This is a genomic window from Wielerella bovis, from assembly GCF_022354465.1.
GTDB lineage: Bacteria > Pseudomonadota > Gammaproteobacteria > Burkholderiales > Neisseriaceae > Wielerella > Wielerella bovis.
In genome coordinates this window covers 121851-141435 of record NZ_CP092361.1, presented here as the reverse complement: position 1 = coordinate 141435, position 19585 = coordinate 121851, and the positions used below count along the sequence as shown (strand labels likewise).

Below are 19585 nucleotides of genomic sequence, written 5' to 3'. Positions count from 1 at the left end.
TTATCCACAAATGATACACACAGTTTTCAGGCTGCCTATGTGTAAAAGTTCCACATAAAAGCAGCCTGAAGAATTCTGTTACATACCAGGGAACATTCCTTTCATTCCCTTCGCCATACGCATCAATTTTTGAATGTTTTTACCACTAAACATCTTCATCATTTGTTGCGACTGCTCAAATTGTTTCAGCATTTTGTTTACTTCTTGCACCGTTGTACCCGAACCCGCTGCGATGCGTTTTTTGCGGCTCGCCTTGATGATAGCAGGATTGGCACGTTCTTTTGGCGTCATAGAATTGATGATGGCTTCCACATGACCCATCGCCTTTTCCGCCGTACCTTCGGGGATTTGTTTGGACAACTGCCCCAATTCCCCCGGCATTTTAGACAGCAAATTCTCAAAACCACCCATATTACGCATTTGCTGAATTTGCGCTTTAAAGTCATTCAAATCAAAGTTTTTGCCGCGATTTAATTTCTGCGCCATTTCTTTGGCAACATCTTCATCAATGCCTTTTTGCACATCTTCAATCAGCGTCATCACATCGCCCATGCCCAAAATGCGGCTGGCAATGCGGTCAGGATAAAATGGCTCTAAACCATTGATTTTTTCGCCGATACCAATAAATTTAATCGGTTTGCCTGTAACTTGACGCACCGACAACGCCGCACCACCGCGCGAATCGCCGTCCATTTTGGTCAAAATCACGCCTGTCAGCGGTAAAGCTTCGTCAAACGCTTTTGCCGTATTGACCGCATCTTGACCCAGCATCGCATCCACCACAAACAAGGTTTCCACAGGCTTAATCGCCACATGAATGGCACGAATTTCCGCCATCATTTCCGAATCAATCGCCAAACGACCCGCCGTATCCACCATCAACACATCATAAAAATGTTTTTTGGCATATTCCTGCGCTTCACGCGCAATTTGCACGGGATTTTGCGACACATCTGATGGGAAAAAATCCACATGAACTTGTTCCGCTAACAATTTTAATTGTTCAATCGCGGCAGGGCGATACACGTCAGCAGACACGAGCAAGATTTTTTTCTTCGCATCTTGTTCCTTGATTAAACGCGCCAATTTACCAACGGTTGTGGTTTTACCCGCACCTTGCAAACCTGCCATCAAGACCGTGGCAGGTGGCACAGCAGCCAAATTCAAACCGCTGTTTTCCTTGCCCATCAGTTCAACCAAAGCTTCGTTCACGATGCCGAAAAAGGCTTGGTCTGGCGTTAAATGATTAGCAAATTCGTGTCCCAAAGCGCGTTCTTTCACTTGGTTCACAAAATCTTTCACAATCGGCAAAGCCACGTCCGCTTCCAGCAACGCCAAGCGTACTTCGCGCAAGGCTTCTTTAATATTGTCTTCGCTTAATTTGGATTGTCCGCGTATGTTTTTGAATACTTTGCCAAATCGTTGGGTTAAATTATCTAACATGATGTTCTCTAAAATAAGATTAATATACAGTTGGGTTTCAGGCTACCTATATGAAATAGACAATCAAAGGCTGCCTGAAAAATAAAAAATGTTAAAATTGACGTATTTTATCATAATATATAACAAGATAGCGGTTTTCGATGTGTAGCAGCTAATGGTTTTTCAGGCTACCTTGATACAAACGCATTATTTTAAACATCATTGTGTATAAATCACACCTTATCCCCAAATTTATCTACAAAGCAGCCTGAAATATACACAACTTATCTGCCTTATTTACACAAAAACCACACAGATAATTCACAATTTTATCCACATATTGTTTCAGGCTGCCTGAAAATACAAAATCGCGTATAATCAGCCTGATTTTTTTACACAAGCATAAGAAAATGATACGTTTTGAATCTGTTTCCAAAACTTACCCTGGAGGTTTTCAAGCCCTGAAAAATGTCAGCTTCAATATTGGCAAAGGCGAAATGATTTTCGTGGCTGGACATTCGGGTGCGGGCAAATCCACCATTTTGCGTTTAATTGCTGGGATTACCAAGCCGACTACGGGCAAGGTGTTGATTAACAAACATGATTTGGGTTCGCTGACCGATAACCAACTGTGCTATTTGCGCCAACACATTGGCATCGTGTTCCAAGACCACAAAATTTTGTACGACCGCAATGTGTTGCAAAATGTGATGTTACCCTTGCGAATTATTGGTTACGACAATAAATCTGCCGAAAAACGGGCGCGTGTGGCAATTGAAAAAGTGGGTTTGAGTGGACGTGAAAAAGATGACCCCAATGGTTTATCAGGCGGTGAGCAACAACGCTTGTGTATTGCGCGTGCGGTGGTGCATCAACCCAGTTTGCTGATTGCGGACGAACCTTCTGCCAACCTTGACCGTGCTTATGCACTGGATATTATGGAATTGTTCAAAACTTTCCACGAGGTGGGTACAACGGTAATTGTGTCAGCGCACGATGAAACTTTGATGCAGGATTATGGGCATCGTATTTTGCGTTTGCAGGAAGGTAGATTTGCATCATGAACAGTAATTATCTTTCGTTGCACGCGGAAAGTGCGAAACGTGCGGCGCAGTATTTTTTCAAACAACCTGTGGCGATGTTGCTGATTTTGGCGATGTTGGCGATTGCGATGACTTTGCCACTGACTTTGTATTTGAGTGTACAAAGTGGCAAAGATGTGTTGGATAAATTGAGCGAAGTGCCACAAATCACGTTGTACATGGAGCAGGAAGCCAACGAGGCGGATAATGAAAATGTACGCAATTTGTTGTCGGGCGACCGTCGCGTGAAAGAGAGTAAATTTGTCAGCAAAGACGATGGTTTGGCGGAAATGCAGCAGGCAATGGGCACGCAGGATATTGTGTCTATGTTAGATGAAAATCCTTTGCCTGATGCTTTTGTGGTTACGCCAGCGGAAAATAATCCTGAATCCATTGCGGCTTTGCAAGATGAATTGTCGCATTATCCGATGGTGGAAAGTACGCAAATGGACAAAGAATGGATGCAAACTTTGTATCAATTCAATAAATTGGTGGACAAAATTTTCTGGTTCTTGGCGATTACTTTGGGTTTGGCGTTTGTGTTAGTCGCGCATAACACAATTCGCTTGCAAATTTTGAGCCACAAGGAAGAAATTGAAATCACGAAATTATTGGGTGCGCCGTCTTCGTTTGTGCGTCGCCCGTTTTTGTATCAGGCAGCGTGGCAAAGTTTGCTGTCGGCTGGGATTAGTTTGGCGTTGTGTACTTGGATTATGAAAGCAAGTCAGCCTTTGGTTACACAGATTTTTTCGCCATACGGGATTAGTTTGCAATGGCGCACGTTTAATGTGTGGGAAATTGTGCTGGTGTTGTTGGTAACGTGTGCGTTGGGTATGGGTGGTGCATGGTTGGCGGTTACGCAGCATTTGTATCATTTCCGTGCAAAACGCAATTAGATGTTTTATAGTCGTTTCAAATACAAATAGTACAGCGTTGCCAACGCCCTTATGTACTACTCGTACACGGCGGTCGTTGTTGCCTTGTCCTATTTTAATTTGAAACGACTATACAAATAAGGCAGCCTGAAAATATTGTTTCAGGCTGCTTTTTGTATTTTTATCGTGAATGGAATGATTGTATCTAATCCACATACCATTCACGATTTTAGCTTTTCAGGCTGCCTAAATATGCTGGAAAATACATTCCAAACATATTCAGGCAGCCTGAAATCTCGTAAAATCCGCGCATTTTCATTCACAGGAACACACCATGACCGCCACCAAACCGCCATCGCCCATGATGCAACAATACCTAACCATCAAAGCCGAACACGCCGACAAGCTGGTGTTTTACCGCATGGGCGATTTTTACGAATTGTTTTTTGATGACGCGGTGCAGGCAGCGAAATTATTGGACATCACGCTCACCACACGCGGGCAACACAATGGCGAAGCCATCAAAATGGCGGGCGTTCCGTATCACGCGGTGGAGCAGCATTTGGCGAAATTGGTCAAACTCGGTTGCAGCGTGGCGATTTGCGAGCAGGTGGGCGAAGTGGGCGCGGCAAAAATCGTGGAGCGCAAAGTCGTTCGCATTGTAACGGCTGGCACGCTGACCGATTCTGCGCTGCTGGAAGACAAGGAAACCAACCGTGTCGCCGCCTTGTTTGTTGGCAAAAAACAAAGTGCTTTGGCGTGGGCGGCGTTGGAAAGCGGCGAGTTTCGGGTAAAAATCATTGACATCAATAAATTAGTAGACGAATTGGCGCGGCTGAATGTGGCGGAATTATTGTGTGATTCCAATTTCAGGCTGCCTGAAAATTGTCCAAAAATCCCCGTTAGCCGTTTGAATTCATGGCAATTTGCACCCGATACCGCGTTTAAATTATTAACCGAATATTTTGGTAGCCAAGATTTGCGCGGTTTTGGTTTGGATTTAGACGAGCATTCAGCGGCGATTTCGGCGGCGGGTGCATTGCTTAACTATTTGAAATTAACGCAAAATCAGCTTCCACCGCATATGGATGCGCTGACTTTGGAAACGGAAAACCAGTTTATCGCGCTGGACGCGGCAACGCGGCGCAATTTGGAAATCACCGCCACTTTGAGTGGCAAAAAATCGCCTACGCTGTTTTCGGTTTTAGATGAATGTGTGACGCACATGGGTAGCCGTTTGTTGGCGCATTGGTTGCACCATCCTTTGCGAAATCGTGAGCATATTCAGGCGCGTTTGGACGCGGTGCAAGCCTTGATTTCGGGCAACTCGTTTTCAGGCAGCCTGCAAGCTATTCCCTCCCCCGTCCTTAACGGGGGAGAGCTAGGGTGGGGGCAAAACAGCGAGGATAATGCAAATTTGTCTACGCCCGAAAGTGCCACCCCCACCCCAACCCTCCCCCGCCAGTCGGGGGAGGGGGCAAGTGTCGCGCAATCTCAAATGTATTCACACAATCCTCAATCGCGCGAGGAAATTTCAGGCAGCCTGAAAAATCTGGCGGATATGGAACGCATTGTCGCGCGAATTGCGTTGGGAACGGCGCGACCGCGTGATTTATCGGCGTTGCGTGATGGTTTGCTGATTTTGCAGCAGATTCGTTTACCAAACAGCAGTTTATTGGATACATTGGCGGCATGTTTTCCGCAAACGCAAGCGGTGGGCGAATTATTGCAGGCTGCCTTATTGCCCGAACCATCGGTGTGGCTGAAAGATGGTGGCGTAATAAACAATCATTATAACAATGAGTTAGATGAATTACGCCATTTGCAAACGCATGGCGATGATTTTTTGCGTGAATTAGAACAGCGTGAACGCGAGCGCACGCAATTGTCCACGCTGAAAGTGGAATTTAACCGCGTGCATGGTTTTTATATTGAATTATCCAAAAATCAGGCAGAACAAGCACCTAGCGACTATCAACGTCGCCAAACGCTGAAAAATGCCGAGCGGTTTATCACGCCCGAATTGAAAGCGTTTGAAGACAAATTTTTGGCGGCGCAAGATAAAGCATTGGCATTGGAAAAAGTATTGTATGAACAATTGCTTACCCAATTGCAGGCTGCCTTAAATGTGTTGCAGCAGGCGGCGAAAGCGGCGGCGACTTTGGATGTGTTGTGCAGTTTCGCGCACACGGCGCAGCAGTATGCTTACACCATGCCGCAATTCAGCGATGGCGCGGAATTGAGCATTGTGGCAGGGCGACATCCTGTGGTGGAACAACAGCTTACGCGATTTACGCCGAATGATACGCGGCTGGATTCGGCGCAGCGCGTGTGTTTGCTGACGGGCCCGAATATGGGCGGTAAATCCACTTATATGCGGCAGGTGGCGTTGATTGTGTTGTTGGCGCACACGGGCTGTTTTGTGCCAGCAGAACAAGCACTTATTGGCAAAATTGACCAGATTTTTACGCGGATTGGCGCAAGCGATGATTTGGCGGGCAACCGTTCCACGTTTATGGTGGAAATGTCGGAAACGGCGTATATTTTGCACCACGCTACGCCGCAATCGCTTGTTTTAATGGACGAAGTGGGGCGCGGCACATCCACTTTTGACGGTTTGGCATTGGCGCACGCGATTGCGGAACATTTGTTGCAGAAAAATCAATCACTCACGCTGTTTGCCACGCATTATTTTGAATTAACAAGGCTGCCTGAAAATTATTCAGCTGTGTTTAATCGGCATTTGTCGGCGTTGGAGCAGGGGCAAGACATTGTTTTTCTTCATAATGTGCAAGATGGTGCGGCGGAGAAAAGTTATGGCATTGCGGTGGCGAAATTGGCAGGTTTGCCGCCACGCGCTTTAAAAGCGGCACAGAAGCAGTTGAAATCATTGGAAAATCAACATGCAGACAGGCAATTGGATTTGTTTGCGCCAGTGGAAACAGAAGATGAAACGGAAAATATTTCAGGCAGCCTGATTGCGACAAAATTGGCACAAATCAATCCCGATGAATTGACAGCGCGGCAGGCTTTGGATTTGGTGTATGAGTTGAAAGGTTTGTTATGAAACAATGGTTTATTCGTGGATTATGGGCAATATTGGGGCTGGTGTTATTGTGTTTTGTGGCGGCGATGTTGGCGCAAAATCAGTTGGCGGATAAACAAAACAGCAGCCTGAAAATCTTGCAAGAGCCAAAGCCACTTGCGCTGATTGCGCGTGATGGCACGGCGGCTTTGTATTTATTGCCGTATCGCACGGAAAATGCACAGCAAGCCTATGAATTATTTGAAAAACATCAACATTATTTATTGTGGGGCGGCGATGAGCCTGCGGCGTTGGCGGAGCGCAATTTGGGCATGGATTTGATTGGGGAAGCAGATTTTTTGAAATGCGCTACGCCCAGCAAATGTGTGGAAAAAGTAGCGCAACATGGGGCACAGTATCAACAATGGCACAATCAATATCAGGCGGTATTGAATAATATTGCTGATTTAAATCAATATGATGGTTATGAGATGGCGCATTTTGCGGAAAAGAATTGGGGCGATGAAAACATGATGGTGCAAATGCGTTTGCCTGCTTTTCAGATTTTGGTGCGTTTTCCACAAGCTCAAGCCACAATGAATTGGCACAATAATCAGCGTGAGCAAGCGGTGTTGAATATGTGCACACAAGCGGATTTGGCGCGAAAATTGCAAAATACGACTCATCAAATGTTACTTGATGCGATGATTAGCAGCGTGATGTTGAATCAAAGTGCGGATTATTTGGCGTATTTTATACAACAGCAGCCTGAATTAGCGCACAGGCTGCCTGAAAGTTGTGTGCGCCATTTGCAGCCACAAACGGAACGTACTGCGCAAGTCATGTGTGCAGCAATGAAAGGGGAATTTTTGTTTCTGAAAAACACGTTCCAGCGTATGGAAAAATGGTATACAAAATTGTTTTACAATGCAGATATGACCATTGCACAAAGCGCCCCTTCTTTGGCGTATACTTGTTCCCCATTGGTACAGCAGCAAATGATTAGCGATGAAATGGTTGATGAATTCGTGTCGCAAGATAAGGTTTGGGAACACATTGCGTGTGTGCGGAATGTAGCGGGTTGTGTGTTATTGTATCTGGCAGAGCCATCTTATACGGTGTATCCGCGCCGTTTGCAGGATTCGGATATGAAATTACGTGCGTTTCAGGCTGCCTTAACTTTGGCAAAATTGCCCGAAGCAGAGCGAAAAAATCAGGCGGAAAATGTGTTGCAACAATGGAGTAGCCCATATCGGAAATTGTGGTTAAGCCCGACACAGCAAGATATTGAATTTGAATGGTATGCGCCGAAAAATGGTGAACGCGAGATAGGAACGATAGCAGTAAAATTGTAAGTATGAATTTTAGGCAGCCTGAAAAATATTTTTTCAGGCTGCCTTTTTATATTTAATTATTTTTTAAATCAATAATTTGAACTTGAAATTCACAAGCAGATTCTTCTTTGCATTGTTCCATGTTCACGCGCACGGTGTATTTGCCTTCTTGCTCTGGCTCAACAAACAACATCGGGTACACATCTGCGTCTGTGTCTTTGTCCACTACTTTGCCATCGTGCAGCAATTCCATATTGATGTCGCCACATGATTTGGGCGAACAATCTGCAAAAATGCGGTAGTTTTGTTTGGCTTTCAAATTCACGCTGAAATCTGCTGATTTGCCCGTTGCCAATTTATCGCGTTGGTAAAAGATTTCCGCATCTTGATTATCGCCTTGTCCCACCATTTCTAAATTGCGTTTACGTTCATAATCCAAATACTGTTCAGGTGTCAGGTTTTCGGCGCGCACTTCATCGCTGTCATCATTTTCTTCATAGTTGTGATTATTCACCAGCGCGTGAACATGAAATTCACATTTATTGGTCTGACATTGTTTCATATCCGCACGTAAAGTATAACGTCCTGATTTTTCAGGTGTATGATGCAATATTGGATAGCGGTCGTCCAAAGTATCTTCTTCCAGCGTTTTGCCGCCGTGTGATAATTTCAAATTGATGTCGCCACAATTATTGGGGGCGCAATCGGCATAAAATTTATAGGGCTGACCCGCTTTCAAATTCACATGAAAGGTTTGGTGTGCGCCTGTTGCCATGCTACTGCGTTTGTACAACACTTCGCCTGCGCTATTTTTGGTATTGCCCGTACTGTCCAAATTGCGTTCACGTTCACGATTCAAAAATTCGGTTGGCGATACATTTTCATCGCTGTTGTAGCTGGTTTGCGGTGCTTCGCCATGATTGATGACATTGATATGATAATCACATTTATCGCTGGAACATTCCACCATGCTGGCGCGTACCACATAATCCGCGCTGCGTTCTGGCGAAACGTTGATGATGGGCGCAGAATCTTGCATATGGTCTTTGTCCACTACCGCGCCGTTGAGCAGCAAATCGGTATTCAAATCGGTACAGTTGTCATCGCAATCGCCGTACACCGCGTAATATTTACCCGCTTCCAAACGTATTTTGTGGTCAGCCGTTTTGCCTTTTGCCAAGCTGCTGCGTTGGTAAAATACTTCGGATTGATTTTTGTGCAAGGAGCTCAAACCTTGATTGACGGAACGCGCATTGTCCAAAGTATCGGCGAATGTGTTTGATGAGAATGCGGCAGACAATGCCAAGGCAAGCAATAAGGGTTTACGAGACATTTTGTTTCCTTTATGGGTGGTTGTGAAAAACCGTATCATAAAGGATTTTATGGCAGATGAGAGAAATTTTTGTTTTGTGTGGACAATATTGAATGATTGCATTAAGGCAGCCTGAAAACACGATGTTTGTTTATAATGCCATTTATTTAGGAAAGGAAAATTGGATGAATAATCTAAAAACAATCAATTTTATGGGAACGCTGCTGACGATTGTTGGTGTAGCAGTAGGGATTTTGCAACTGCATTGGGCGAGCATTTTTGTATTGGCGATTGGTTTGTTGTTGGTGCGCCAAGCGTATGTGAAAGCGGAACAAAATGCGCAGGGCAAGGCGGAAGAACTGAATAAAATTCAGGCTGCCATGCCTGCGGTACGCAATTTTGCTACATTAATCAGTTCGGTGATTATGGCAGCGATTTTGTATGGCGTGGGTTATGGTGTGCGGTATTTGGTAAATATGGTGTTGTAAATAATTTTTTCAGGCTGCCTTAAATACAATTAAGTTTAAGGCAGCCTGAAAAAATTAAAACCCTTTATTTTCCTTTAACCAAGCATTCTCTTCCGCTGTGTTAGTGCGTCCCAATACCGCATTACGATGTGGATAACGCCCAAAACGGTCAATGATTTCTTTGTGTTTTAATTCTGCTTCCAACGCATATGCAGAAGTATGTTTGGAAAATAAACGTCGTGCTTGTTCATGAACCAAAGCACTTTCGCTGTGCATAAATGGCATCAACATAAAATGTTTCCAATCGGTCAGCATATAAGGAAATTCTTCGTCGCGTACCGCTTCTTGCGCCAATACCAACGCCATGCTGTCATACGCAAATGCGCGGGCATCATCACGGAATAAATTACGCGAAAATTGGTCAATCACAATAATCTCTGCTAAACGACCATAAATACTTTCGCGCCAATCAGATAATTCTCCTGCTACTGCCGCCGTCCAAGTATCCCAGTAATTTTGTCGGATAATGTTGTCAAACTCATTTTCTTGTTTAAACCAAAACGGTTTGCTAATTTCGTCAAACCAAAAATCCAAAATATTTTGTGCGTTCTCCACCATTTTATTTGCTCTCAACTGATATATTATGTCAAAAGTATTATTTTACCGTTTTCAGGCTGCCTGAAAATAGGAAAAAACGTTAAAATTTCGTTTTTGCACTATTTTATGTCAGATTATCGGTTTTCAGGCTGCCTTACAGTATACGACAATTTTTTGAAGTTACCGCAAACCTGTCCCCTCCTCAATCTCCAATGGGGGAGGGCTAGGGTGGGGGAAAATTTGTGGAATAAATTTAGTTGTCTTGAAAATCAACGAACCACCCCCACCCTAACTCACCCCCGCCAACGTGGGAGGGAACAGATGTCAGGCAGTCTGAAAGATTTTTGTCGTGTACTGTAAGGCTGCCTGAAAAATATTCAACCCTCAACAAAGGACATCATCATGACTAATCGCAATGAACAACTTTTAACTCGCGCCAAAAACATTATCCCTGGTGGCGTAAACTCGCCTGTACGCGCATTTGGTAGCGTGGGCGGCATTCCACGTTTCATCAAAAAAGCACAAGGCGCGTATGTGTGGGACGAAAACGGTCAGCGTTACATTGATTACGTTGGTTCATGGGGGCCCGCGATTGTCGGACACGCCCACCCCGAAGTGATTGAAGCTGTACGCGAAGCCGCTTTGGACGGTTTGTCTTTTGGTGCGCCGACCGAAGCCGAAATCCGCATCGCCGAAGAAATCGCCAAAATTATGCCCAGCGTAGAACGCGTGCGCTTGGTTTCATCTGGTACAGAAGCCACCATGACCGCCATTCGTTTGGCACGCGGCTACACCAAACGCGACAAAATCATCAAATTTGAAGGCTGTTATCACGGACATTCCGATAGCTTACTGGTCAAAGCAGGTTCAGGTTTGCTGACATTTGGCAATCCAAGTTCTGCAGGCGTGCCAGCCGATTTCACGCAACACACCATCGTATTGCCCTACAACGATACAGGCAGCCTGAAAGAATGTTTTGACAAAATGGGCGAACAAATTGCCTGTGTGATTTTGGAACCAATTGCAGGCAATATGAATTTGGTGAAACCCAGCCAAGAATTTGTCCAAACATTGCGTCAAATTACCGAAAAACACGGTACGGTGCTGATTTATGATGAAGTGATGACTGGTTGTCGCGTAGCATTGGGCGGCGCACAAGCCATTCACGGCATCAAACCTGATTTGACCACAATGGGTAAAGTGATTGGCGGTGGTATGCCATTGGCGGCATTTGGCGGCAAAAAAGAAATCATGGATTGCATTTCGCCATTGGGCGGCGTGTATCAAGCAGGGACATTGTCGGGCAATCCCGTTGCCGTTGCCGCAGGTTTGAAAACGCTGGAAATTATCCAACGCGCAGGTTTCTATGAAAACTTGACCGCGCTGACTGAACGCTTGGTACGCGGTTTCAATCAAGCCGCCAAAGATGCGGGCGTAACGTTCTGCGCCGACAGCATTGGTGGTATGTTTGGTTTGTATTTTGCCGACCAGTTCCCCAATACTTACGCGGACATGGCAGCCAGCAATATTGACGGTTTCAAACAATTCTTCCACGCCATGTTGGAAAACGGCGTAGCGTTTGGACCTTCGGCTTACGAAGCCTGTTTTATGTCTGCCGCGCACACATCAGAATTGGTGGACGAAACCATTGCGGTGGCACAAAAAGCATTTGCAACCATGGTAAAATAAGTTTTCTGAAATGTAAATATATGTTACATTGCGTTAAATCATAACGCGGTGGACAAGCAGCCTGAAACCGCGTTATCCATTGATTCAGGCTGCTTTTTTGGAGACATTTGTATGCTGAAAAATTAGTGTATGGCGTATTGGTGGCAAGCGTATTGTCTGCTTGTGGTTCGGTTGGTATAGCTACACCATCTTTTGATGAGAACGACGCTTTGTCATAAGAACGCCGCGAAAACTTAAATTTATTTGGTGCAACACCACGCGCCGAAGTGTTCTATCAACGCGGTAAATTGGCACAAGGTGGCAGCAAAGATTATGCTGTGAATTTGAAAGCAGGACAACAATATGGCATTTATTCTGATTGCAAAGAAAATGCGTGCAAAAATTTAGATATGGATTTGTTGTTCGGTGGCAAAGTGATTGAGTCTGACACCGAAGCGGATACTTATCCTTTGTTTACGTTCACACCATCAACATCTGGCAAATACACTATTCGTCCAAAAATGGTAGCATGTACAGCTAGCCAATGTGAATACCATGTTCATGTTGTAGAAGAAGTGGCTAAATAATTTATATTTTTAGGCAGCCTGAAAGTTGTTTTCAGGCTGCTTTTTTGTGTATTTTGACAATAAAATATAATTTATAAACAAATAAATAACGAAAAATAAAAAAATGTGGTTTACACAAATAAAAAAAACGGTATAATGTGTTTCTTCATCACCTGCCCAGGTGGCGAAATTGGTAGACGCAGGGGACTCAAAATCCCCCGCCGCAAGGTGTGTCGGTTCGAGTCCGACCCTGGGCACCAAATATTTAAACCCTGTTCCAAGTGAACAGGGTTTTTCCTATTCAACTTTAAGGCAGCCTGAAAAAATGGTTTTCAGGCTGCCTTTTTGTTTTGATGTCTGTATCATACACAGTTGCGACACAAATTAAAATTTTTTATCCAAATTGGTAATTTTCCTTTGTGAAATAGTGGGAAGTTAGTGGATAATTGAAAAAATTTTATTCAACACACATCAATATTACAAATATAAATTTAAATTTACTGATGAAGGAAACTTTGTATGAGCCGCGTGTCTAAACGTTGTTTCTCTTATTTAATACTTTCTACTTTGCTGACTTTAACCGCTTGCGCAAACGACCCTGTGGCTTCCGTTCCTAATTATGCAACATTGCCTGTTAATGCGATGCCAGCAGGTACGCCTGCACCTTATGGTTTGGTGCATACCCCAAGCAATAGCAATACGCAATATCGTGTGGCATCGTTTGCGGAATTGCCAGAATGGTATGCACAACCTTTTTCAGGCAGCCTGAAATCTTTTAAAAACAGTTGTTTAAAATTGGTTGAGCAAGCGCAATGGCAATATGTATGCGCTCGTGCGGCACAAACGCCTGATACAGATTTGGCAGCAAAAAACTTCTTTGAACAATTTTTTACTCCATGGCAAGTGAGTACAAATGGTCAGCTAGGTGGTAAGGTAACAGGGTATTATGAGCCTGTGTTGCAAGGCAATGTTCAGTCTACAACGACTGCGCGTTTCCCTATTTATGGTATACCTATGGATTTGGTTTCTGTGCCATTGCCAAACAATTTGCGAAATAGTAAGGGCGTGGTTCGTATTAATCCAACTACGGCAAATATGGGTGCGATTCAATCCAATGGTGCATACACAGCAAATTTGGCTCAATTTCCCGTGGAAACGCGAGGTTCTGTGCTAAAAGGGCGATTTGTTGGTAAACAATTTGTGCCTTATTTTACGCGTGCTGAAATTAACGCCGGTGCTTTAACAGGGCGTGCGCCAATTTTGGGTTATGCCAATGACCCTGTGGAATTATTCTTTTTGCATGTGCAAGGTTCGGGTAGATTGGTAACGCCAACTGGTCAAATGGTGCGTTTGGGTTTTGCTGATGCAAATGGGTTGCCGTATCGCTCTATTGGGCAATATATGGCGCGTAAAAATTATTTGCCGTTGGCGCAAACGTCTATGCAGGGTATCAAAACATGGATAAACGCTAATCCTTTGCATTTGGCAGAAGTGTTGGGACAAAATCCACGCTATGTGTTTTTCCGCGTGTTGGATGGTTCGCCTGAACAAGGTCCGATTGGTGCGATGGGCGTGCCATTGACAGCAGGTTTTTCGGGTGCGGTGGACAAGCGTTTTATTACATTGGGTACGCCATTATTTTTGGCAACCACACACCCCGATAATCCCAAAGTCGGCTTGAATCGTTTATTGGTTGCACAAGATTCAGGTGCAGCAATTAAAGGCGCGGTGCGTGTGGATTATTTCTGGGGCTACGGTGAGGCGGCTGGACAAACAGCAGGCAAGCAAAATGCAACAGGCTATGTATGGCAATTATTGCCACATGGTGTGATGCCAACTTATCGCCCATAAATCATAGTCGTTTAAAATAGAAATTAAAACAAGGTGACAGCGACTGCCGTGTACACCTAGTACATAAGGGCACTGGCAACGCGGTATGATTTTTATTTGACATGACTATCAAATCAACAAAATGCAGCCTGAAAATGTGTTTGAATACATTTTCAGGCTGCATTTGTGTTTCAGGCAGCCTGAAAATACTCAAAAATCACTATGCTATAATTCAAAAAATGTTATTTTTTGCTGTACTGAAAGGCAGCCTGAAAATCTTGCCAATAAGGTTAGCGATAACTGTTTTTGCGCATCAGCTATACCAAAGGACAACATCATGCTGAAACCCAAAAATAACCATTTGCACGAATTTTTGACCGAAAAAATCGCCCAACAAGATGCGTTTACGCTGCTCAAAGGTTTGACTATATGGTTGCGACAAGGCAAAGCCAAACGTGCGCCCGAACGTATTGCTTTATTGATACAGATTTTGCAAAACGATACCGCATTGTGTCAGCAAACAGCGATTTTATTATGTCGCTGGTTATGTAGTTTGCGTTTGTACCCCCTGTTTATTGGCGCAGGAATTTTCTCGCGCGATGGTTTTTCACGCGAATTAATTGACCGTCTTTATGAAAAATTCAATCCCGCCTATAAAGACCCCCATGCCTTGCGCGATGTTTTTTTGCGTTTGTTTATTCGTGCCAGCGACCGCAGTTGGATAGAAGCCGTACCACCGCGAACATGGTTAAAACTCTTTCATTTATTACGCAAAAATACCCCTGAAAACGACCGTGAAACCGCACAACGCTATTTGCATCGTGAAGGATTTCATGCGATTGAAATGTTGTCTATTTGGGTGGCGGCGGAAGCATTGGAACCTAATTTGATTCGCTTGGATAATAAATTACTTGACCGCGATTCGGCATTTGTCGCACTCAAACGCGAAGTAGCCATGTGGTTGGCAGCGAAAGAGCATCAACAGGAATTTGATGACAGTCATTTACATGTGATGTTGGGACAATGTCGGCGACAAGTGGAAAGTTTGCGCAAAAAAGGTGCAGGTGTGGGTGCTGGTTCATCTATGAATGTGGCGCACTTATTGCAGCGTTTAGACCAAACATTTGACCGTATGATATTGTTGTTTCGCGTATTTTCACGGCAAAAACCGTCCGCAAAATGCTTGCTCCAATTAGTCGGTACACTTGCCAATGCTTCTGCGGAACAACACAGCGTTTCGCGTTTGTGGAAAAGCAGCGTGGGTATGTTGTCGCGCAGTATCACGCAAAATACGAGTGGGCATGGCGAGCATTACATTACGCGCAATAAAAAAGAATACATGGGTATGGTATGGTCGGCGGCTGGCGGCGGCGTATTGATTGCGCTGATGGCATTGCTGAAAATTTATTTAGGGCGACAAATTGATAATCCCTTGATGTATGGCATCGCATCTGGATTAAATTACGGCTTGGGTTTTGCCTTGATTTTTATGCTGCATTTTACGGTAGCGACCAAGCAGCCTGCGATGACCGCATCCTTATTTGCCAAAGTTGTAGAACGCAACGATAAGGGTACGGCGGTTAATATGAAGTTGGCACAATTATTGGTGGACGTAGCGCGTTCGCAAATGGCGGCAGTGGCAGGTAATGTGTTGGTAGCGATTTCGGTGGCGATGCTGGTGGGCGCAGGTTTTTGGCTGACACAAAAAACACCAATTTTAACAGCGGAAGAAGTGGCATATCAGCTCAAATCCGTCAATCCATTTGGCGCAACTTTATGGTATGCCACGATTGCTGGTGTATGGTTGTTTTTATCGGGGATTATTTCAGGTTTTTTGGATAATCGGGCAGATTATTTGAATTTGCGGATGCGTTTGCGCCACCACCCCATTTTGCGCCGAATGCTGCCTGAAAAATGGCGAGGCAAAATGGCTGATTATATCCACAAAAATTACGGTTCATTGGGTGGTAATATCTGCTTTGGTATGCTGTTGGGTATGACGGGCTTTGTTGGACACGCGCTCGGTTTGCCATTGGATATTCGGCATGTGGCGTTTTCTTCAGCAAATATTGGCTATGCCGTCGCTTCGGGTGGCGTGGGCGTATGGTTATTTATACAAAGTATCGTGTTTGTTTTAATGATTGGCTGTGTTAATTTATGGGTCAGTTTTTCGCTGACATTGGCAGTTGCCTTGCGTTCGCGAGAAACCAAAATTGGCAGTTGGTTAGCCATTTGGCGTTGCGTGCGTGATATTGTCCAGGCACGTCCATTGAGCTTGATATTGCCGATTGGTTTGGCTACGGATGAAGCCAATGAAACTCCGAAAGAAATCACAAAATAAACATAGGCAGCCTGAAAACGCTCTAGTCGCAGAAGTGAAAATGCATACAAGGCGGCGAGACAAGCCAACGCCGTAGTACTTTTTCAATTCTGCGACTATATTTTTGTTTTTTCAGGCTGCCTATTATAATCTGACAACTTTATTTCCCAATTCAAAAATACCATGAAAATCCTACTCGTACGCCTATCCAGCATGGGCGACCTGATTCACACGCTCCCCGCCGTCAGCGATTTGGCACAACATCACCCTGATGTAGAATTGCATTGGCTCTGCGAAACCAGTTTTGCCGACATCGCTCGCTTGCATCCATTCGTCAAACGCGTACACACGATGAGTTGGCGTACATGGCGCAAAAATCTGTTTCAGGCTGCCACATGGCAAGCAATAGGCAGCCTGAAAACCGCATTACGCAATGAAAATTATACGCAAGTTTTGGATAGTCAAGGATTAATTAAATCCGCCGCATTTGCCAAATTTGCCCACGCATCGATTGTTGGCTTGGATAGCCAATCCGCACGCGAATCATTTGCTGCACATTTTTATCAACAAACTTATGCCGTCAAAAAAGGCAAAGATGCCATTTGGCGCAATCGCCAATTATTTGCCCAAGCCTTTGATTACACATTTGATACGGCACCAGATTTTGGTGTAGTTTTGCCACCCGATGCTATAGGCAGCCTGAAAAACCAATTACCCGAAAAATATTACATTGCACTACACGCCACCAGCCGCGACAGCAAATTATGGGCAATGGAAAAATGGTTGGATTTGCTCACCAAATTGCATCAAACCGATGACTTACCCGTGTTGCTGCCGTGGGGCAATCCCACCGAAAAACAACGCGCCGAAGCCATTGCCAGCCAATTGCCATTCGCGCAAGTTTGCCCGCGCGTCAATTTGTTGGAAGCCGCGTATATGCTTGCCAATGCACACGCCGTAATTGGCGTAGACACAGGTTTGCTGCATTTGGCAAACGCAGTTAATCGCCCATTAGTCGGCATTTATACCGATAGCGACCCTGTCAAAACAGGCGTGCAACCATCGGCATGGACGCGAAATTTGGGCGGAATAGGACAATCGCCCAGCGTAGATGAAGTAGTTCAAGCGGTACAAGGCTGCCTGAAAGCATTTGCAAAACCCATTTAGGCAGCCTGAAAACTTGTATCTGATTATAAAATCACACTACATATTGATGATGAATGGATAGTTTAAATTTTGTTTATTTTTTAATTTAAAATCAGATAATAATAGGCAGCCTGAAACCATGTTTTTGTTTTTCAGGCAGCCTTTTGTGCATTTGTCATAAAAATAATCATTTATGCTGATAGATAATTACTTTTATTTTAAATCATATAGTTAAATAAATTGTATATTATTTTCATGCAAAAGATGATGTAATCCCTTGTAATTTTTGTGTGGTGGGGGCTATACTCTGTTTCAGGGTATCGTTCTGTGAAATTTGAACCACTTGTTTATGAGTTTAAGTGGCACGAAGGTGGTTTGAAAACAGGGCAATCTTGGCAACGCTAACACATCAAGGAGCAAAAAAATGGCAAAAGATTTAAACGTGTTTGATAAAGAATATGGTTTGTTGATTAATGGCGAATGGAAAATGGGTGGCGATTTGCTGCCTTCTCACAATCCTGCTAACGGTGCGGAGTTGGCGAAATTTGTAGATGCCAGCAATGCCGATGTGGATTTGGCAGTGGCTGCGGCACAAGAAGCGTTCAAAATTTGGCGCAAAACCACGACCGCTGAACGTGCAGCAATTTTGAATAAAATTGCTGATGTGATTGATGAAAATGCCGAATTGTTTGCCTTGCAAGAAACATTGGACAATGGTAAACCGATTCGTGAAACACGCGCGGCAGATATTCCTTTGGCCTCTGACCACTTCCGTTATTTTGCCAGCGTGATTCGTGGCGAAGAAGGCTCGGCAACGCAATTGGACGAGGAAGATTTGTCTTTGATTTTGCGCGAGCCGATTGGTGTGGTTGGACAAATCATTCCTTGGAACTTCCCATTTTTGATGGCTGCGTGGAAAATCGCGCCTGCTTTGGCGGCTGGTTGTACCATTGTGATTCATCCATCATCTAGCACATCGTTGAGTTTGTTGTCATTTGCACAAAAAATCAATCATTTGTTGCCTAAAGGTGTATTGAATGTGATTACAGGCAAGGGTAGCAAATCGGGCGAATATATGTTGCACCACAAAGGTTTCAATAAATTGGCATTTACAGGTTCTACCGAAATTGGTCGTCGTATTGGTATTGCTGCTGCTGAAATGTTGATTCCATCGACATTGGAATTGGGTGGTAAATCTGCCAACATCTTCTTTGATGATATGCCGTTTGATAAAGCATTGGAAGGCGCACAAAAAGGGATTTTGTTCAATCAAGGTCAAGTGTGCTGCGCGGGTTCACGTATTTTCGTGCAAGAAGGCATTTACGATAAATTTGTAAATGCGTTGGCGGAAGAATTCAAAAAAGTCAAAGTGGGTTTGCCATGGGAAGATGATACCCAAATGGGTGCGCAAGTAAATGGTGGACAACTGGAAACCATTTTGAAATATGTGAAAATTGGTGAACAAGAAGGTTGCCGCATCATCACAGGTGGTAAAAAAGTGGCTGGCGATTTGGCAGGCGGCGAATTTTTGGAACCGACTTTGATTGAAGCCAGCAGCAATAATGCGCGTGTGGCACAGGAAGAAATTTTTGGGCCTGTGGCAACAGTTATCAAATTCAAAACCGAAGAAGAAGTGATTCAAATGGCGAACGACAGCGAATATGGCTTGGGTGGCGGTGTTTGGACAACTAACATCAATCGAGCTTTGCGCGTATCGCGTGCATTGGAAACTGGTCGCGTGTGGGTAAACTGCTATAACCGTCTGCCTGCGGGTGCGCCATTTGGTGGTTACAAAACTTCGGGTATTGGACGCGAAACGCATAAAATGATGTTGGACGCTTATACACAAGTGAAAAATATCTATATCAGCACTCGCGAAGAACGTGAAGGTATGTATTGATTTGATATGTTGAAATAAATAGGCAGCCTGAAAACGGGATA

General features: G+C 44.3%; 15 protein-coding genes and 1 tRNA gene. 13 read left to right on the top strand and 3 right to left on the bottom strand.

What is annotated here, in order from left to right; genetic code table 11:
* Positions 1–78: 78 nt before the first annotated feature.
* Complete coding sequence (gene ffh / locus MIS45_RS00765) at positions 79–1443, bottom strand: signal recognition particle protein (RefSeq protein WP_249450691.1); 1365 nt, start codon at positions 1441–1443, stop codon at positions 79–81.
* Positions 1444–1832: 389 nt separating this feature from the next.
* Between ffh and MIS45_RS00760 the strand changes: the two genes are divergently transcribed.
* The 5 genes from MIS45_RS00760 (at position 1833) to MIS45_RS00740 (ending at position 7759) form a co-directional block, all read left to right on the top strand.
* Positions 1833–2486, top strand: coding sequence for a cell division ATP-binding protein FtsE (locus MIS45_RS00760; protein WP_249442776.1), 654 nt, complete (start codon positions 1833–1835; stop codon positions 2484–2486).
* Positions 2483–3400, top strand: a complete 918-nt coding sequence (gene ftsX, locus MIS45_RS00755; protein WP_249442775.1) for a permease-like cell division protein FtsX — start codon at positions 2483–2485, stop codon at positions 3398–3400. Before MIS45_RS00760 ends, ftsX begins: the two co-directional genes overlap by 4 nt.
* 165 nt (positions 3401–3565) lie before the next feature.
* Complete coding sequence (locus MIS45_RS00750) at positions 3566–3829, top strand: hypothetical protein (protein ID WP_249450690.1); 264 nt, start codon at positions 3566–3568, stop codon at positions 3827–3829.
* A complete protein-coding gene (gene mutS / locus MIS45_RS00745; protein WP_249450689.1) occupies positions 3714–6446 on the top strand; it encodes a DNA mismatch repair protein MutS in 2733 nt (910 codons plus the stop codon). Before MIS45_RS00750 ends, mutS begins: the two co-directional genes overlap by 116 nt.
* The gene (locus MIS45_RS00740; RefSeq protein ID WP_249450688.1) at positions 6443–7759 is read left to right on the top strand and encodes a hypothetical protein; all 1317 of its coding nucleotides are present in this window, start codon (positions 6443–6445) and stop codon (positions 7757–7759) included. The genes mutS and MIS45_RS00740 overlap by 4 nt, the downstream gene beginning before the upstream one ends.
* 52 nt (positions 7760–7811) lie before the next feature.
* On the opposite strand, the gene MIS45_RS00735 is transcribed toward MIS45_RS00740, so the two are convergent.
* Complete coding sequence (locus tag MIS45_RS00735) at positions 7812–9071, bottom strand: hypothetical protein (protein WP_249450687.1); 1260 nt, start codon at positions 9069–9071, stop codon at positions 7812–7814.
* A gap of 164 nt (positions 9072–9235) precedes the next feature.
* Here MIS45_RS00735 and MIS45_RS00730 point away from each other — a divergent pair, with 164 nt between their 5' ends.
* Positions 9236–9538, top strand: a complete 303-nt coding sequence (locus tag MIS45_RS00730) for a hypothetical protein (protein WP_249442769.1) — start codon at positions 9236–9238, stop codon at positions 9536–9538.
* Positions 9539–9592: 54 nt separating this feature from the next.
* Here the strand turns inward: MIS45_RS00730 and MIS45_RS00725 are convergent, their stop codons facing one another.
* Positions 9593–10135: a DUF924 family protein gene (locus MIS45_RS00725; protein WP_249450686.1), complete on the bottom strand. Its 543-nt coding sequence runs from the start codon at positions 10133–10135 to the stop codon at positions 9593–9595.
* A 381-nt stretch (positions 10136–10516) separates the two neighbouring features.
* Here MIS45_RS00725 and hemL point away from each other — a divergent pair, with 381 nt between their 5' ends.
* The 7 genes from hemL to MIS45_RS00690 all read left to right on the top strand — a co-directional run bounded on the left by hemL (position 10517) and on the right by MIS45_RS00690 (position 19544).
* Entirely contained in the window at positions 10517–11803 is a 1287-nt protein-coding gene (hemL, locus tag MIS45_RS00720; RefSeq protein WP_249450685.1) for a glutamate-1-semialdehyde 2,1-aminomutase, read from the top strand.
* A gap of 266 nt (positions 11804–12069) precedes the next feature.
* Complete coding sequence (locus tag MIS45_RS00715; protein WP_249450684.1) at positions 12070–12369, top strand: hypothetical protein; 300 nt, start codon at positions 12070–12072, stop codon at positions 12367–12369.
* Between the two features lie 154 nt (positions 12370–12523).
* Positions 12524–12608 (top strand) — tRNA-Leu (locus MIS45_RS00710).
* Positions 12609–12867: 259 nt separating this feature from the next.
* Positions 12868–14199 (top strand): murein transglycosylase A, encoded by a 1332-nt coding sequence (mltA, locus tag MIS45_RS00705; protein WP_249450683.1) that lies wholly within the window; start codon positions 12868–12870, stop codon positions 14197–14199.
* 316 nt (positions 14200–14515) lie between these two features.
* On the top strand, positions 14516–16519 hold the full coding sequence (locus MIS45_RS00700) for a site-specific recombinase (protein ID WP_249450682.1): 2004 nt from the start codon (positions 14516–14518) through the stop codon (positions 16517–16519).
* A gap of 162 nt (positions 16520–16681) precedes the next feature.
* Positions 16682–17665, top strand: coding sequence for a lipopolysaccharide heptosyltransferase I (gene waaC, locus MIS45_RS00695; protein WP_249450681.1), 984 nt, complete (start codon positions 16682–16684; stop codon positions 17663–17665).
* Positions 17666–18068: 403 nt separating this feature from the next.
* Complete coding sequence (locus MIS45_RS00690; RefSeq protein ID WP_249450680.1) at positions 18069–19544, top strand: aldehyde dehydrogenase family protein; 1476 nt, start codon at positions 18069–18071, stop codon at positions 19542–19544.
* Positions 19545–19585 lie beyond the last annotated feature (41 nt).

Bases quoted from the DNA above. Each gene is read 5' to 3' on its own strand.
- MIS45_RS00730 (WP_249442769.1), top strand. From the start codon at position 9,236: ATGAATAATCTAAAAACAATCAATTTTATGGGAACGCTGCTGACGATT.
- MIS45_RS00760 (WP_249442776.1), top strand. From the start codon at position 1,833: ATGATACGTTTTGAATCTGTTTCCAAAACTTACCCTGGAGGTTTTCAA.
- MIS45_RS00690 (WP_249450680.1), top strand. From the start codon at position 18,069: ATGGCAAAAGATTTAAACGTGTTTGATAAAGAATATGGTTTGTTGATT.
- mltA (WP_249450683.1), top strand. From the start codon at position 12,868: ATGAGCCGCGTGTCTAAACGTTGTTTCTCTTATTTAATACTTTCTACT.
- ffh (WP_249450691.1), bottom strand. From the start codon at position 1,443: ATGTTAGATAATTTAACCCAACGATTTGGCAAAGTATTCAAAAACATA.
- MIS45_RS00740 (WP_249450688.1), top strand. From the start codon at position 6,443: ATGAAACAATGGTTTATTCGTGGATTATGGGCAATATTGGGGCTGGTG.
- waaC (WP_249450681.1), top strand. From the start codon at position 16,682: ATGAAAATCCTACTCGTACGCCTATCCAGCATGGGCGACCTGATTCAC.
- mutS (WP_249450689.1), top strand. From the start codon at position 3,714: ATGACCGCCACCAAACCGCCATCGCCCATGATGCAACAATACCTAACC.
- MIS45_RS00700 (WP_249450682.1), top strand. From the start codon at position 14,516: ATGCTGAAACCCAAAAATAACCATTTGCACGAATTTTTGACCGAAAAA.
- MIS45_RS00735 (WP_249450687.1), bottom strand. From the start codon at position 9,071: ATGTCTCGTAAACCCTTATTGCTTGCCTTGGCATTGTCTGCCGCATTC.
- hemL (WP_249450685.1), top strand. From the start codon at position 10,517: ATGACTAATCGCAATGAACAACTTTTAACTCGCGCCAAAAACATTATC.
- MIS45_RS00725 (WP_249450686.1), bottom strand. From the start codon at position 10,135: ATGGTGGAGAACGCACAAAATATTTTGGATTTTTGGTTTGACGAAATT.
- ftsX (WP_249442775.1), top strand. From the start codon at position 2,483: ATGAACAGTAATTATCTTTCGTTGCACGCGGAAAGTGCGAAACGTGCG.